Consider the following 15,411-nt stretch of genomic DNA (forward strand, 5'->3'; position numbering starts at 1 on the left):
AGTTATCTGGAAAATATAAATCATGCGAGTAGCCGTTTCTCAGTTCGCCACCTCTTCGAATTCCCAAGAAAATCTAGAAAGCTGCGTTCGTATGATAAATAAGGCGGCAACCTGTAAACCGTCAGTGATCGTTCTTCCTGAATATTGTAATACACTTTTTTCTAATGCTCAGGTTGGTAATGCGTCTTTAGGTAAGAGTCAATCTTGTTACGTCGACCATAATCAGGCCTGGAATGAAGCTTTGCCGATTGAGGGTGAGTTTTTACAAGCCATAGCACAACAAGCGATAAAACATGTTTGTTATATTGTGCTCAACGTCACGTTACGACGTGACCAGTCCCGCAATATCCCGGATACTCAGCAAAACAGTTCGTTTAAATCTAACATTAGTGTCACTTCATGCTTATTTTCCCCACTTGGAGATCTCATCAATCAAACGGATAAACAAACGTTGATTGGTTATGAAAGTGATTTTTTCACTAGCGTGAGTAAAGAGCCTGAAGTTGTAGTGACCCCTATTGGTAAATTCGGACTGCTTACTGGTAACGATAGCATGAGCTTTGAAGCATCACGGGAGTTAGCCTTAAATGGTGCGCAATTACTGTGTAATTCAATTAATACCTTCGCAATAGATCAAAGCAGTTTACATGACCCAGCTCGAGCTTTTGAAAACAATATATTTGTAGCTACGGCAAATAAAGTGGCCGTATTAATACCATCAGAACAAATGGAAGAAGATCTTAATCTTACTAACGTTGGTGCTGGTCAAAGCCAAATAATTGCTCCTAATGGCAAAATACTAGCGAAGCTCACTAATAATGAAGAAGGTTTTATTTTTGCTGATATAGATTTAACTGAAGTGGTAACTGAAACAGAAATTCAATCAAATGTCGGGCTTAATCACAAATCCCGTCCTGATGGCACACAGTTTTCAAAACAGTTGCGCCCTGAGCTTTATCAAGCGCTAACAGAAGCTATAAAGCAAACAGAGAATACGAAGGGAGCGCCACAGTATGAGAGTACTGATAAGGTGCCATTAACGGCTAATGTTGCAATATTTGCAACATATAAGTCTAACGAACAAGCCATTGAAGATGTTTGTCAGTATATTGAAAATAATGTTACTGACATTATTCAATTACCTGAATTATTCTTTATTGCAGATAAAACAGTCACCCATGAAATTGAACAAAGAGCTCAGATTGAAAGCTTGAGCAAGCAGCTGATTGAACAAGTCAGTGCCGTGCTAAGACCTTTTCAATACCTATGCACTAGTTTGATTATTGAAGGAGTCCATCAGGCGGTGCTTATCAATGAGCATGGTTTATTGGCAACACAGCAGCAGTTACATTTTTGCCAAAGGTATCAATGGACTCCACTCGGTGATGAATTAACTATTATCGAATTACCCTTAGAGCAAGGCAATATTATTATTGCCATGCTAACAGCCGATGACGCTAACATCCCTGAAGTAGTCAAGGTTTCGACGCTACATGGCATCCACGTATTACTGGTCCCGTTTGATATTCAAGAGCCAAGCGAGGTTGCATATAGTTTGTTATCCCGCGCTGCTGAAAATCGAATTTGCATTGTGGCAGCAAGTCGTGAAAAAAGCTTCGCTCACCAATTAGCAGCCGATAACACGAGTGACAATATCTATGGTAAAAACAAAGTAAAAGAACAGAAATCAACAGGGTTAATTGCTAATTTAACGACCGACCCAGCTTTATTACCTCAGTGGAGAACAAGACAATTTACTGGCTATATCAACCAACCTCTCGTTAAACTTCAGTACGGTAAAATCACCAAAGCGGTTGTTCACCCTATTGCGGCCTGTAGCAAAGTTTAAGTAGATCATAATCATTCCATACAATAAGACCTTATTTTAAGCTTTTGAATCAGGATTAAATACTGTGCGAAGGATTAGGCTAACAGCGCTTTTATCTCGAACAAAACTTAACCGCGAAAGTTCAACAGCCTCTAGTTTAACAATTATAGCGTTACTCAAATAACCAATAGTAACCGTAGGCAGTTAATAATGCGGGGATGGATGAATATATAGTCGCTACAAATGCGACTTTAGGTGACAAAGCTATTGCAGGAAACAATGCATCTCCATCATTACTTATTGCATTACCTATTTGCGCAGAGAGCGGTATTGCACCCGATAAATATAAAGACGTAGTAATAATTTGTGGTCCACAGCCCGGGATCATACCAATAATAACGCCTGCTACCGGCGCGAAGGCGCTAAACTGATTAAATACATTTTCAAGTTGAAAGTCGCCATATAACATAGCTAACTCGAACAGCAGAAATGCCACCACAACCCAGCTAGTTACAAAGTTTGTATCAAGTGCTACTTTTTGGAAGACTTTATTTTGTTGTGCTTTTTTATCTTCTGAAATTATGGATTCGTAATTTGTTACTTCACGCGTTGCTGCCCAAAGAAATATAAAACCTAACGTGATGACAGCGCCAACTAAAATTACGGTTGTTTCATTGATATGAAATAACGACACAACATCTATTTGTCCAGCCATAAGCAAGCCAACAATCGCGCCAGGAACCATAAGCCACTGCCATAAAAGCCCCTGATATTTTAAACGTTTTGGAATAGTTACTTTATTTGCTGATATGCTTGATTCAATCTCACGTGAGACGACAGTATTACGCAAAAATTCAGGCCCATGAATACGGTTTACAACACTACCAGAGATAATCCCAACGGCAAAAGACAGCATAAGTAAAAATATGCCAGTAGTGGGCTCTGCCGCTAATAATAAAAACGCCGCATCTCCCATTGTTGAAGTCAATACAGCGGTAACAGCACCAAAGCTCATTCGTCCACTGACGTATTGTGTAATAACCACAATTGCGCCACCACACCCAGGTAAAACCCCCATAAAACTTGCCGTAACTATTTCTCTAAAAGGTTTTACTTCACCTTTATGATTGGTATACAGATGACTAATTTTATCTGCAAATAAATGATAAAGTGTCAATGTCATGGCAACAAATACCGCGACTTGCCAAAATGCATCAGAGAGCACTCTTAAAGTAAGATCACGAGTTTGAGTCTGGATAAGTAAAATACAGATAACAATCGGCAAAAGCATACGCTGATAATGTGGTACTAATGCCCGAAGCCTTATTGAATGCAGCTTAATTATATGCGGTTTAGCAAACAAAAAACTCATCGATAGGTTCATTGACTTACGGCTTCCCACTTTATTGACATCATGATTTTTCTTAAGACTTTGTTGTTATTCATCTGTTTAAATCTCTTCAATTTAGAGTCAATTATGATCATGCCTTTCTTGAGCAAAGTTTTATAACGTTGTTAATGAATAGAAGATGTCTCTTGTCCCATGATTTTTTGTAACGATGGGAGCTGCAAACGACAACCATCACAATTTGCGTAATTCTTAGTGAATGATAAAATTGCTGGTAGCGTTATGCTCATCCCCTTAAAGGCTGTTAATTTAATATCGTCATTTAAATAGTTAGCCTCTGATGCTTTCATTAAATAGTCATGGGGAATCATTAGATATTCCAGCGACAAATCTAAATAACCAAACACTTCATACAATGACGTCAAGTTATGACAAGTGCATATCCAGGCCATTAATAAGTCGGAGGATAGTGGATTAACACCACGAGCGGCACTAAGCAAATCGTAAGCCTGCAAATAGAAAGTCTCAGCTTGATCCAACTGTTGATTATCAAAACAATCGTTGCCATTTTTCAACAATGATTGCCAGTGAGAATGTTCCATAACCTCCCTCCTAATTCACTTGGAATAAATAAGTACTAACACGGTTTTTGTTCATCAGGTGTTAGTAACTTAACGTCATAAAGCCTGGTATAAATTGTCGTATTGAACATAATCAAAGCAACTATCGAAGTAATCGTTATATTCTTCATCGTTATTCTTATTAAAAACACCGAATGCAAATGATAATCATTACTAAATACAATTGCAAGGCTTCTATTTAGTAATTGATGAAACTTGACGCTATATTTCGGGAAGCCATATACGGAGATATATTATCTGTTGGCAGTTGCCATGATTGGTTTGTAGATAAGGTGTTAACGTTGGAAAATAAAACTAGCGGTAGTGTTCAACTATCTACCGTTAGTGACTTCGTGTTGGACACATTCACTTTCTTGATCAAAAACAAGCATAAACTCAATGACTTTTTCTGATTTTAAATGCACCGAAATTTCCATATCCATCTGACGGCATAAACGTTTCACAATCGATAAGCCTAAACCAAAATGATCCTCAGAAGTTCTTGATTGATCTTTTTGCCACAAGGGCTCAAACATATTGTTAAGATCATTATCATTCATCGCTACAGATAATTGATTGCTAATTAATAATGCCGTTGTCCCTTCACTCGTGTGAATATCTATATCGACAATAGTGTTTTGAGGACTGTAATACAGTGCATTGTTAATTAAATTAGTGAGTATGTTTTATCCAAAATGATTGAAGAATTATCCTTGTTAGCAGAAAAAAACAATATAGATACCGCAATGCTTTATGTGTCTGACCATGGTGAATCACTTGGGGAGAACGGGATTTATTTACATGGTTTTCCTTACGCCTTTGCACCAAAACAACAAACGCACATACCCATGCTCTTTTGGAGCAATAATCAAAACAAAACTGATCAGAATTGTTTAAATAATTTAGCTGACAATACATTACACATGATAATGTCTTTCACAGTATTTTAGGATTAATGAAGTTTAAATCAAAAACATACAAGCCAAATCTTGATATATTTCATCAATGTAATACCCGTGATTTATTGGTTAATAATACGACTGATGAGCAATAATAAGTAGAACTATGCCGACACTATCACAGCTAGTTAGGTTACACCTTAGCCCGGTTGTATTTTGAGGGCGATACGCCGGTCCACTGTTTAAAAGCGCGAGTAAATGAGCGGGGTTCGCTAAAACCCAATGCAGTAGAAATATCGGTAATGTTACGGTTAGTCATCAGCAAATAATCAATCGCCAAGTCGCGTCGAATTTCATCCTTAATCATTGGGTAGCTTGTCCCTTCAACTTTAAGGCGACGGCGTAACGTTTGTGCACTCATATTTAAACTCAGGGCAAGTATTTCAAAACTTGGACAAAAAAGAATATCACTCTCATCATGTATCAGTATTGCTCTAATTTTGGCTTTAAAACTTTGACCACTGCCTGGAATAGTTATTAAATCAGCTGGTGAATCTCGCAAAAAACGAGTGAGTTCTGCTCTGGTTCTAACGCAAGGTAGATCTAAGTATTTCGCATGAAAACATAACTTTACTGCGGGACGGTTAAAACTGTGCCGACATGTAAAGAGTAACTTTGCTTCCTGAGAATGCTGTGGTTTAGGATGAGTAAAACAAACTTGGCTCAACGGAATTTTCACGTCAATTAACCAACTGGAAAAGCGATGCCAAATAATTAACCAGAATTCGAGAAAGAAATGTTTAGGATCAAGTTCAGGATGACTAAAAACGAATTCTAATTCAGCAACCTCTCCTACCCTGGCAAGCTTCATTTGCACATCATCAGTGACTAAATTGTAAAACGAAATGCCCTGTTCGAGCATTTTATCCAGGCTTTTATAGTGAAAGACATGATGAGCCATAAAAGGAAATATTCCCGTCTTACAAGGATGCTTAGTACAGCCAAGAAATTCATCATTGAGCTTTGCCCACACATATTGCACTAAACGAGTCATTTGCTCACCATCAACTCGTTGCTGGTTGGGCGTAATAGTGATACCTAATGATAATAAGATTTTGTCACCATCAAAGCCTTTACGCACAGCACAAGCGAGCGCTTGGTTAAAATAATGAATATCAACTTTGGCCATGATTACTGTTTCTACTGCTCTATATTTATAACCAACTATACCTTATATTACATCCTACCTGTAATGTTTAGTGACTTATATCGTTACATTTTGTCATTTTAATTAACTTTAATACTCCCTATAGTAATGGCATCTATTATTAAATCTTATCTTTTGATCCTCATGCATCGATACCCAAGTGTCGATTATCAACTATCGATAGATGAGATAATAAATAACGTGTTTGCACTTCCCTAAACAAGTACGAGCAATAAGCACCTAATTTTACTAAGAAAATTTAAAAGAGAACTATTATGGACCTTTCACTAACTGAAGACCAAGCGATGATAAAAGACATGGCGGCTAAGTTTGCACAAACTGAACTTGCGCCTGTGGCTGAAAAACTCGATCAACATGGTGACCGCGAACTGTTCTTAAGTAATTTGAAAAAACTCGCTGAGCTCGGTTTTATGGGACTCAATGTCGGTGCACAATACGGTGGCGCTGAAGCTGGCACGGTAGTTTTTAGTCTAGCAATGACTGAAATTTCACGTGCCTGTGCATCAACAGCCGTCACCATGTCAGTCACTAATATGGTGGGTGAAGTTATTGAGTCTGTGGCGAGTGAAGCACAAAAAGAAAAATATCTACCTAAACTTTGTAGTGGTGAATATGCCGCAGGTGGCTTCTGTTTGACTGAGTCAGGTGCGGGTTCAGATCCATCAGGCATGAAAACTAAAGCTATTTTAGAAGGCGATGAGTGGGTCATTAATGGCGCTAAGCAATATATTACTAGCGGTGAATATGCAGGTGTATTTGTATTATGGGCGGTAACGGACCCTAGTGCGCCAAGAGGTAAAGGTATTTCGTGTTTCTTAGTTGAAGCCGATGCACCCGGTTTAATTATATCACCAGCCGAGAAAAAAATGGGCCAACACGCTTCTGCTACCAATGAAGTTGTTTTTGATAATTGTCGACTACCGAAAGATGCCTTAATGGGCACACTCAATCAAGGTTTTAAAGTCGCTGTATCTGAACTCGCTGGTGGTCGTATCGGCATTGGTTCACTATCTTTAGGCATAGGTTTAGCTGCCATCGATTTTGCCCGTGATTATGTTAATGAGCGTCAACAATTTGGTCAAAAAATAGCTAAGTTTCAAGGAGTTCAATGGATGCTAGCTGATGCTTATACCGATCTAGAAGCAGCACGTTTATTACTTATGAACGCAGCGGATAAAAAAGACAAAGGGCAACCTTTTGGTAAAGAAGCTTCAATGGCCAAGCTATTTGCTTCAGAAAAAGCCAATCAAGTTTGTTATACCGCTTTGCAACTCATGGGCGGCGCAGGTTACATCAAAGACTACCCACTCGAACGTTACGCACGAGATGTTCGTGTAGCCTCTATTTATGAAGGCACAAGCGAAATTCAACGCGTTATTATCGCACGTGATTTGTTACAAGAAATAAACTAATTTAGGAATTTACCATGGATTTAAATAACAAAGTCGTTGTCGTCACTGGCGCCGCTTCAGGCTTAGGTTTAGTTACTTGCCAAGAATTAGCCAAACAAGGCGCAAAAATTGTTGCCTTTGACTTGAACGAAGATGCAGGAAATTCACTTGTTGCAACGTTAGGCGAAACATCAATTTTCGCTAAAGTAAATGTTACAGACGAAACTTCAGTTGTGGCCGGTATAAAAGCAGCTGTTGATGCTTTTGGCACCATACACGCTTGTATTAATTGTGCAGGCATTGCTCCTGGTGGTAAAACCGTTGGTCGCAATGGCGCCTTGGCTTTAGAAAAATTTTCACAAGTTATCAATATCAACCTGATTGGTACCTTTAATGTACTACGTTTAGCTGCTGAGCAAATGGCGAAAAACGAACCCGATGCTAAAGGCGAACGTGGCGTAATTATCAATACTGCCTCAGTTGCCGCCTACGATGGCCAAGTGGGTCAATCAGCCTATAGCGCTAGTAAAGGTGGCATTGTTTCGATGACTCTACCTATTGCTCGCGATTTAGCACCACTGGGTATACGTATTATGACCATAGCACCGGGTATTTTCGATACCGCCATGATGAAAGGATTTAGTGACGAAGTTCGCGATCCACTTATCAAAATGGTACAAAGTCCTAAACGTTTTGGCGATCCGGTCGAATATGCTGATTTAGCTGCTCACATCATTACCAACAGTTATCTCAATGGCGAAGTGATTCGTCTTGATGGTGCTATTCGAATGGAGCCTAAGTAATACCAATTTGATTAAATTTCTTTCCAACTCAGAGCTATGTTAAATGTTCAATAACAAGGTGAATTTGTTTAGGTCTAGCATTCTAAATCAAATAAATTTAATGATGTTAATGGGCATAGAACAAGTTCCCAAAGGGCGAGTTTAAAAGGCTTATATGCTGCGTTATTGATTTTGACAAGGGAATAACCATTCTCTTCAATCAATGCCTTGCCTCTAAGCCTTTTAATTCTCGCTGAGTGGGAAAGAACTTAATCAACTTGGTATAAAGTTTGCGTTTTTGGGGGGCCGATTGCTAGCCTCCCTTTTTTTTCTGTTAATTTTAATTTTTCTGTTGGAGTAGTCCATGTTAAGCGATATTAAAATTTTAGATCTTTCCACCCTACTTCCTGGCCCATACGCCTCAATGATGCTTGCCGATCTCGGCGCAAAGATTTTACGAGTTGAATCACCAACTCGCGTTGATTTAGTCAGAGAAATGTCACCCCAAGTAGGCGCATCATCCGCTGCTCATCAATATTTGAATCGTTCTAAAGAATCCATTGCTCTGGATTTAAAACAACCAGAAGCTATTGAAATTATTAAAACACTGATCAAAGAGTATGATGTGGTGCTTGAGCAGTTTAGGCCTGGCGTCATGGACAGGCTCGGCATTGGTTATGAAGCGCTAAAAGCAGTTAACCCTAAAATAATCTATTGTGCGATCACTGGTTATGGTCAAACAGGGCCTTACAAAAATCGCGCAGGACATGATTTAAATTACCTAGCCATTGCTGGCATTAGCAGTTATTCCAAAAGAAAAGAACAATCGCCTATTCCTCAGGGCATTCAAATAGCCGATGTTGCCGGCGGTTCGCTGCATGGTGTTATTGGTATATTAACCGCACTACATCACCGTCAACGTACAGGAGAAGGTCAAATGATTGATATCAGTATGACCGACTGTGCTTTTGCATTGAATGCAATGAGTGGTGCAGGTACGCTCGCTGGTGGTGAAATACCAACAGCTGAATCTCAACTGCTGAATGGTGGGACTTTTTATGATTATTATCAGACCAGCGATGGTCGTTACCTGTCCGTTGGTAGCTTAGAGCCAAAATTCTTTACTGGTTTGTGCCAACTACTCGACTTAGAGCACCTTCTGCCACTAGCAAGCAAGTCCTCAGCACAACAACAAATTAAAGACAGTTTTACTCACGCTTTTAAGCAAAAAACTTATCAGCAATGGCAGGCAATATTTATCAAGCTTGATTTATGTGTTGAGCCAGTACTTAACCTAAAAGAAGCTAGTGAGCATCCTCAGATAGTTGCCAGAGAGTTGATTGTCGATGTGCCGCATCCGAAAACAGGCATGCAAAAACAACTAGCTTGTCCCATTAAATTTTCAGCTTACCAAGCTGAATATCAACAAGCAGGTGGTGAGCTAGGTGTAGATGGCAAGCAAGTACTATCTGAACTGGGTTTAAGTAATAGCAGAATAACGGCGCTTGAAAAAAATGGCGTAGTAACCTTTTAGAAAACCTCAGCTAAAAAGCTCCCTCGCAGAATCGTTTAATTAAAATGATAAAGTCTACTTTATGCTCCAGTAAAAAATAGCTAAGTAGACTTTATTGTTATTCTGCTAACTTAGCTGTTTTACCGGCTTTTTAATGCGAGAAACAGACAATATCTTTCTATTTCTGTTTTTATACAAATATAGATACAAACCTGTAAACGCCAATATTAATGGACTTAGTCCTAAAACACACCAAATTAACTTACTGGTTAAACCACCAAAATGACCAAAGTGTAATTTTCTAAAACTATCAATGGTTACATGTAATGCATTCGCCGATCTCACATCTTCTGAGTGAATCATTTCCCCTGAGCTTTTATCATAAGATATCGTACTTGAATAGTTACTATTAAGCGGGTTTGCTGAGTTCACTGTACCGTAAAACATGATATCCATGGCGGGTTCAAATGGCATTAATAAGTAGGTTGCTTCAAAGTTTTTAATTGTCTCTTGATTGCTGTTTAACAATGTTTGTATTGAAAGCTCTTGATTATGCAGTTGGTGTTCAATTAAATAAGGCTCTTCAACAATATGTTCTGATACCTCATGTATCACCAGTGAAATGTTCCAATAAGCTCCTGTAAACGCGAGAATAAGGATAACGGGTGAGCTTGATATACCAATCATTTTATGGAGATCACTAAAAAATATTCTGCGGGCAAGTATTAAGCGTAAAGTGAAAAAATTGATCCAAAACTTACGGTATAAAATGATGCCACTTATCCCTAAGAATAAAAGTAATAACGACACAACAGCACCTAGAAACATACCGTTGGTTTCTAGTAACAATTTATAATGTAAATCTAGTAACCAATCCGTTAAATCATCTGATGTACCTATCGGTTTAGAAAGTAATTCTCCGCTATATTGGTTTACATATAATTTCGACCAATTTGTTGTCTGCTGCTTAATGAGATAAGCGGTATCTGTTCTACTTTTATCATCAAATAATTCCCAACTACCTATTTCATGAGCTGGGTATTTTGATTTCACGTTCGCCATCAATACATCTAACGATAATCTCTCACTAGGACTAGTGTTACTCACTTGCATTTTATCAGGCATCAATAAAGTATCTAACTCAACCTTAAAGACTAATATACTCCCTGTAAGGGAAATTATTAACAAGGGTAACATGGCAAAAAGTGCACCAACGGAATGCCATTTATATAATTTTTTTCTCATAATATTTTACAGTGACATGTGGTATTACCTAACGTAATACCACTGCACTTTTCCCTAAAGTGACCAGCTTAATGTGGCTGAATAATTAGCGGGTGCACCGTAATATCCTTGAGCCCAATATAAGCTATTGATATATTTTTCATCGGTTATGTTATTGGCATTAAGTGATAAGCTAACATTATCGGTAATGGCATAAGCCATCATTACGTTCACAACTGCGTAGGCATCTTGTTTGGTGACTATCTCTTCACCTGCGTTAGCAAAGCCATCACCAACAACACCTTGTTTACGTGAAATATCATCTTGCCAATTCATGTTGACACCTATCGATAAACCTTCAATGATAGGCACGGTGTATGTGGCGGCAAGTTTAATAAGTGTAGAAGGGGTATAATCAGCAACAACGTCATCACCCGAAATGTCAAAGTCAGTGAAGCCAAAACTCAGCTGTAAATTGTCATAAATTTGCCCTGCAATTTCCAATTCAAACCCGTTACTGCTAATTCCTTCAGCCCCAATGTAACGTTGTAAGTTAATAGGTAAATCTGTCGTGCGAACATCGAGCTTGGCAACATTCGTTTGTTGTACATCAAAGTAAGCAATTGAGCCGATAAGTAAACCATCAAAAAATTCACTTTTGATCCCTATCTCTTTACTTTCACCCGTTATGGGCGCGAGGATTTTTTCATTAATATCTAATTTAGTCTGTGACACAAATGTTTCGGTGTAACTGGTATAGGCCACTAATTCTGGGGTAATTTGATAAACAGCACCTAAATAGGGAATAAATTCTTTATCCGAAGCATCTTGAACAACGTTGTATGAACTGCCCTCTACATTCCAATCGTTATAACGGCCACCAGCGATTACATGTAAGTTATCTAACACTTCAAAACGTGCAGTAAAGTAGGCTGCTTTTTGTTCATTAGTAACATCACTGCCTGTTAAGCCGTCAGTAAATATCGGCTTTGGGGTATTTCCGTCCCATTCAGGTAATGGTGGCATAACAGGGAAACCATTTCCTGTTGTGTAATCATAGAGTGATTTATCAACATAACTCATCTTGGCGTAATTGATACCCGCGACAATTTGATGCTCACGGCCGAATAATGAAAACTCACCATTGATGTACGCATCAAATAAGTTATGTTTATCATCTAGGTCATATTCACTCGCATATCCCAGTAGACCTAACTCAGTATTTTTATCTGGTGTACCGTAGACATAAAATAACTCAGTATCTTCATCTGTTTTTTTATGTGAGTAAGTGGCGCGTAAACTCCATTGAGAATTAAAATAATGACCTAATTCAACCACGGTATTATTTTTAACAACTTGCCAGTTTGACCAGTTTGCTGAAGTATTAGTTGAAGCATCATAATCAGTGGCGCTACCATCAGTATAATAAAGAGGATTAGCTCCCCAGTTATTACCTTTCGCATCACTTTGGTTGTAACTGTGACTTATTGAAAGATAGGTACTGTCTGTCAATTCTGCACCAATAAAAGCATAGGCGACGCTTTTATCTTGTTCATATCGATCCAAATAAGATTCATTGTCTTGTTTAACTAACACAACACGAGCACTCACTTTATCAGTAAGTGGTGTTGACGCATCTACCTCTAAACGCGTTTTATCCCAAGAGCCTACGGTTCCTCTAACACTTACTTCCGTTTCTTCTGTTGGACGTTTACGAATAAAATTAATCGTTGCTGATGGATTACCAACACCCGTCATCAAACCGTTTGCACCGCGAATAACCTCTATACGTTCATAAATGGCAGTATCTTCATCTGCATGGTTGTTACCAGACGTTAAAGGTAAACCAACACCATCAATTTGAAAGTTTGTTACGTCAAAGCCGCGTGCGGTGTAATAAGTTCTATCTGTTTCAATGCGTTCAACATTGATACCTGTTGCAGAATCTAATGCGGCATTGATGTCAGATAATTGAAAGTCTCTCATTTGTGCACCAGTAATTACGGACACAGATTGCGGTATTTCGATAATAGATAAATCTAAACGAGATGCCCCACTCACTTCATGAGCACCGTATCCTTCGATATAGGTGCCTTGAACTTCAATTTTTTCAACATCTGAATTTTTGCTGCCTTCGGCAAATGCATTAGTTGTCGTTAAAATTGTGAGGGTAATCAAATTTAAAGGGAGGTTTTTCACTGCGTTAGCCTAATAAGTATCATGTTGTAATTGCGCACATAATACATAAACCCATATCAACTGTAAATACTAATCATTAGCGTTACTGTAAGTTACTTGTACAGTACTAATTAGGAAGGTAGTTCTGAATTAAATTACATTTTTGCTGCATTACTTCCATTTTTAATAGGTATTGTCATTGGACAACACTGAATCTGGTAACTATATTTATCGACTGAGCAAGAGAATAATTTTTTGTGCTTACCTGCCTAGATATTTCTCCATTTTTTATTTCAACAAAGGACTGATTAATATGAGTGAAAAGCCAATTTTAATTCTATTTCATGGTATGGGCGTTCATACCGCAGATTCATTTAAAAAAGAGGTTGTTAGTGCTGCGAATAATGCTCTCGGGCGATATGAAGGATATGGCAACATTAAATTTGAAGACAAAGTAGATATTGTCTCTATTGGTTATGACAAACACTTTGAACAAATAAGACAGCAGCTAGCAGATAACGCAAGCGGTATCACAGATGTGCTTAAAGCAAAGTTACCTGGTGTTAGTGATCCGAGCATTATCCAAGATTTACTCGATTTGGAGAGCTCACTGGGTGATGATAAGTTTGCTTATACCCATATCCTAGATGTTGTGTTATATATGACTGAAGTTGGTCAATATGTACGGGCACAAGTCAGTGAAGAAATTGTAAAAGTGATACATAACAACCATCACCGACCTATTCACGTATTATGTCATTCATTAGGTACAGCCGTTGCACATGATGCGTTTAATCAAATTTATACCAATGATAATTCTCCATTACCCGCTCAGTTACATACCCTATCTTTCCCTATTACTAGCTATTGGGCATTCGCTAACGTAAGCCGACTTGTAACGTCATTTACAGGACTACCCTCACCATTTGATTCTGTGGTCAAACCTGGACACCAAGGCTTTATTTCGATGTTTTACAACATTAGGCATGTACTTGATCCCTTCACATTAAAGCCATTTAAGCGATTCGATCCAAATGGTAAAAAGAATTGGCTAACGCCAGATACATTTAAATATGATTACAAGCCAATTGTGACAACTAAAGTCAGCCGAAAAAATACGCATGACATTGCTGGTTATATTGAAGATCCTGATGTTTGCCATGACTTCTTCAATACCTTTTTTGATTTTTACCCTCCTGAAGAGATAAAAAAGGCCGGAGATAATCAGTTTAAAAATATTCAAGGAGATTACCTGAAAATTAAAGAGTATGTTGAAAAGTTAGAACAATTGGATCTTGAAGGAATTGCAGAATTTATAAGCATGATGAAATCCTTTACCGACTATATTAAGGAGCTCAAGGATGAGTAAGATATTAATGCTATTGATACTCGGAGTGTTGATTAGTTTTAATGTCACCGCTGAAGAGTCTACTGAAAAAAATAATGATTGCTCATCGTTTAACACAAGCGAAACAACACTTTTTAAAGGGTCCTACTCAAGTGGTAAAATATATGGTGAAGCGCTTTGTCAATTTTATACTGGTCATGAACAAAGCCCAACTTTCGAAGAATTAACGAGACTATCAAATGTTTGGCAAGCACAGTTACTATTAGAAAGTGCAGCTCTGATACAGTTAGTCCCTAACTTAGCAACCTATCCTAGTATATTAAACAATTCATTTATTAACGATTATCCAGTTACGACAGTAACAAGTAAAGGCAGTGATCAATTATCAATAAAAAATGAGAATACTGTCATAAGGTCAGTCTTTAGTGATAGAAGTGCATGTGGGAATAGCTTTGGTAACAATATGAATTGTAGAGAAATAATCAGCAACTATACCTCTGTTGCTAATTTACCCGCTGAGCCAATTAAAACGATACAAAGTGGTAATGCATTAAAGCAGTTAAATCTCTATTCTAAACAATGGCAAAACTATTACACCAAGGCGCGCTCACAGACTTTCATTGATATTCTGTTGAATAGCTATATTAACAGAAAAGACTATCAAAAAGGTCAGCCTGTATCGCCCCCAAGTGAGCAATGGTTTACGTTGCATCCTTCTATTGTCTTGGAGTATGTTGATGGCGCAACAGACGGAGAACAGTTTAAAGAGGCGTTAGTTGTTGAATGGTTTGGCTACAATAATTGGGATTCTTCACTGCCGATAGGTGTCTCTTTGGTTACACTCTATTCAGATAGGGCATCCGTTGACGATGTAGGTCATGGCTTGATGTTCCATGTTGATAATAACTATTCTATTGGTGTGACAAAACATGATGATGAAGCAGGCATTTTCATTACCGTTGATTTACTTAAACTATTCGAAGATAAGCAAAGTAATTATAAAAGACAGGTATCAAAAATTAAGGAGTATTTGAATTAAGGTTGTTGCTTAA

12 protein-coding genes and 1 pseudogene are annotated in these 15,411 nt (G+C 38.1%); 7 read left to right on the top strand and 6 right to left on the bottom strand.

From position 1 onward, the window contains the following. Window positions 1–22 precede the first annotated feature (22 nt). Entirely contained in the window at window positions 23–1,849 is a 1,827-nt protein-coding gene (locus CXF79_RS13655) for a nitrilase-related carbon-nitrogen hydrolase (RefSeq protein WP_101155553.1), read from the top strand. A gap of 151 nt (window positions 1,850–2,000) precedes the next feature. Here CXF79_RS13655 and CXF79_RS13660 read toward each other — a convergent pair whose 3' ends face one another. From CXF79_RS13660 to CXF79_RS13670, 3 genes are all read right to left on the bottom strand, one after another. Then, on the bottom strand, window positions 2,001–3,200 hold the full coding sequence (locus tag CXF79_RS13660) for a putative manganese transporter (RefSeq protein ID WP_101156331.1): 1,200 nt from the start codon (window positions 3,198–3,200) through the stop codon (window positions 2,001–2,003). A gap of 143 nt (window positions 3,201–3,343) precedes the next feature. Then, window positions 3,344–3,778, bottom strand: a complete 435-nt coding sequence (locus tag CXF79_RS13665; protein WP_011043517.1) for a hypothetical protein — start codon at window positions 3,776–3,778, stop codon at window positions 3,344–3,346. A 350-nt stretch (window positions 3,779–4,128) separates the two neighbouring features. Next, window positions 4,129–4,479: an ATP-binding protein gene (locus CXF79_RS13670; protein ID WP_101155555.1), complete on the bottom strand. Its 351-nt coding sequence runs from the start codon at window positions 4,477–4,479 to the stop codon at window positions 4,129–4,131. 30 nt (window positions 4,480–4,509) lie between these two features. On the opposite strand from CXF79_RS13670, the pseudogene CXF79_RS13675 reads away from it, so the two are divergent. Next, window positions 4,510–4,668: pseudogene (locus CXF79_RS13675) on the top strand (sulfatase-like hydrolase/transferase); the annotation flags it as partial. Window positions 4,669–4,888: 220 nt separating this feature from the next. On the opposite strand, the gene CXF79_RS13680 reads toward CXF79_RS13675, so the two are convergent. Beyond that, window positions 4,889–5,884, bottom strand: coding sequence for an AraC family transcriptional regulator (locus tag CXF79_RS13680; protein WP_101155559.1), 996 nt, complete (start codon window positions 5,882–5,884; stop codon window positions 4,889–4,891). A gap of 293 nt (window positions 5,885–6,177) precedes the next feature. Here CXF79_RS13680 and CXF79_RS13685 point away from each other — a divergent pair, with 293 nt between their 5' ends. The 3 genes from CXF79_RS13685 (at window position 6,178) to CXF79_RS13695 (ending at window position 9,630) form a co-directional block, all read left to right on the top strand. Then, the gene (locus CXF79_RS13685) at window positions 6,178–7,335 is read left to right on the top strand and encodes an acyl-CoA dehydrogenase family protein (protein ID WP_101155561.1); all 1,158 of its coding nucleotides are present in this window, start codon (window positions 6,178–6,180) and stop codon (window positions 7,333–7,335) included. Between the two features lie 14 nt (window positions 7,336–7,349). Continuing rightward, the gene (locus CXF79_RS13690) at window positions 7,350–8,117 is read left to right on the top strand and encodes a 3-hydroxyacyl-CoA dehydrogenase (RefSeq protein WP_101155563.1); all 768 of its coding nucleotides are present in this window, start codon (window positions 7,350–7,352) and stop codon (window positions 8,115–8,117) included. Window positions 8,118–8,460: 343 nt separating this feature from the next. Further along, entirely contained in the window at window positions 8,461–9,630 is a 1,170-nt protein-coding gene (locus CXF79_RS13695) for a CaiB/BaiF CoA transferase family protein (RefSeq protein WP_101155566.1), read from the top strand. Window positions 9,631–9,735: 105 nt separating this feature from the next. Here the strand turns inward: CXF79_RS13695 and CXF79_RS13700 are convergent, their stop codons facing one another. Both CXF79_RS13700 and CXF79_RS13705 read right to left on the bottom strand, forming a co-directional pair. Beyond that, entirely contained in the window at window positions 9,736–10,854 is a 1,119-nt protein-coding gene (locus CXF79_RS13700; RefSeq protein WP_101155568.1) for a PepSY-associated TM helix domain-containing protein, read from the bottom strand. 54 nt (window positions 10,855–10,908) lie between these two features. Beyond that, a complete protein-coding gene (locus CXF79_RS13705; RefSeq protein WP_101155569.1) occupies window positions 10,909–13,032 on the bottom strand; it encodes a TonB-dependent siderophore receptor in 2,124 nt (707 codons plus the stop codon). A gap of 292 nt (window positions 13,033–13,324) precedes the next feature. Here CXF79_RS13705 and CXF79_RS13710 point away from each other — a divergent pair, with 292 nt between their 5' ends. Both CXF79_RS13710 and CXF79_RS13715 read left to right on the top strand, forming a co-directional pair. Continuing rightward, complete coding sequence (locus tag CXF79_RS13710; RefSeq protein WP_101155571.1) at window positions 13,325–14,380, top strand: lipase family protein; 1,056 nt, start codon at window positions 13,325–13,327, stop codon at window positions 14,378–14,380. Beyond that, window positions 14,373–15,398 carry a hypothetical protein gene (locus CXF79_RS13715; protein WP_101155573.1) on the top strand — a complete coding sequence of 342 codons (1,026 nt, stop codon included), beginning with the start codon at window positions 14,373–14,375 and terminating at the stop codon, window positions 15,396–15,398. The genes CXF79_RS13710 and CXF79_RS13715 overlap by 8 nt, the downstream gene beginning before the upstream one ends. Window positions 15,399–15,411: the final 13 nt, after the last annotated feature.

Origin of the sequence: Colwellia sp. Bg11-28 (assembly GCF_002836245.1) — a bacterium.
In the GTDB taxonomy this organism is placed as follows: domain Bacteria; phylum Pseudomonadota; class Gammaproteobacteria; order Enterobacterales; family Alteromonadaceae; genus Colwellia; species Colwellia psychrerythraea_A.

Coding starts and splice junctions, on each gene's coding strand:
- CXF79_RS13715 (WP_101155573.1), top strand. CDS start 14,373: ATGAGTAAGATATTAATGCTATTGATACTCGGAGTGTTGATTAGTTTT.
- CXF79_RS13655 (WP_101155553.1), top strand. CDS start 23: ATGCGAGTAGCCGTTTCTCAGTTCGCCACCTCTTCGAATTCCCAAGAA.
- CXF79_RS13695 (WP_101155566.1), top strand. CDS start 8,461: ATGTTAAGCGATATTAAAATTTTAGATCTTTCCACCCTACTTCCTGGC.
- CXF79_RS13685 (WP_101155561.1), top strand. CDS start 6,178: ATGGACCTTTCACTAACTGAAGACCAAGCGATGATAAAAGACATGGCG.
- CXF79_RS13660 (WP_101156331.1), bottom strand. CDS start 3,200: ATGAGTTTTTTGTTTGCTAAACCGCATATAATTAAGCTGCATTCAATA.
- CXF79_RS13700 (WP_101155568.1), bottom strand. CDS start 10,854: ATGAGAAAAAAATTATATAAATGGCATTCCGTTGGTGCACTTTTTGCC.
- CXF79_RS13710 (WP_101155571.1), top strand. CDS start 13,325: ATGAGTGAAAAGCCAATTTTAATTCTATTTCATGGTATGGGCGTTCAT.
- CXF79_RS13665 (WP_011043517.1), bottom strand. CDS start 3,778: ATGGAACATTCTCACTGGCAATCATTGTTGAAAAATGGCAACGATTGT.
- CXF79_RS13680 (WP_101155559.1), bottom strand. CDS start 5,884: ATGGCCAAAGTTGATATTCATTATTTTAACCAAGCGCTCGCTTGTGCT.
- CXF79_RS13690 (WP_101155563.1), top strand. CDS start 7,350: ATGGATTTAAATAACAAAGTCGTTGTCGTCACTGGCGCCGCTTCAGGC.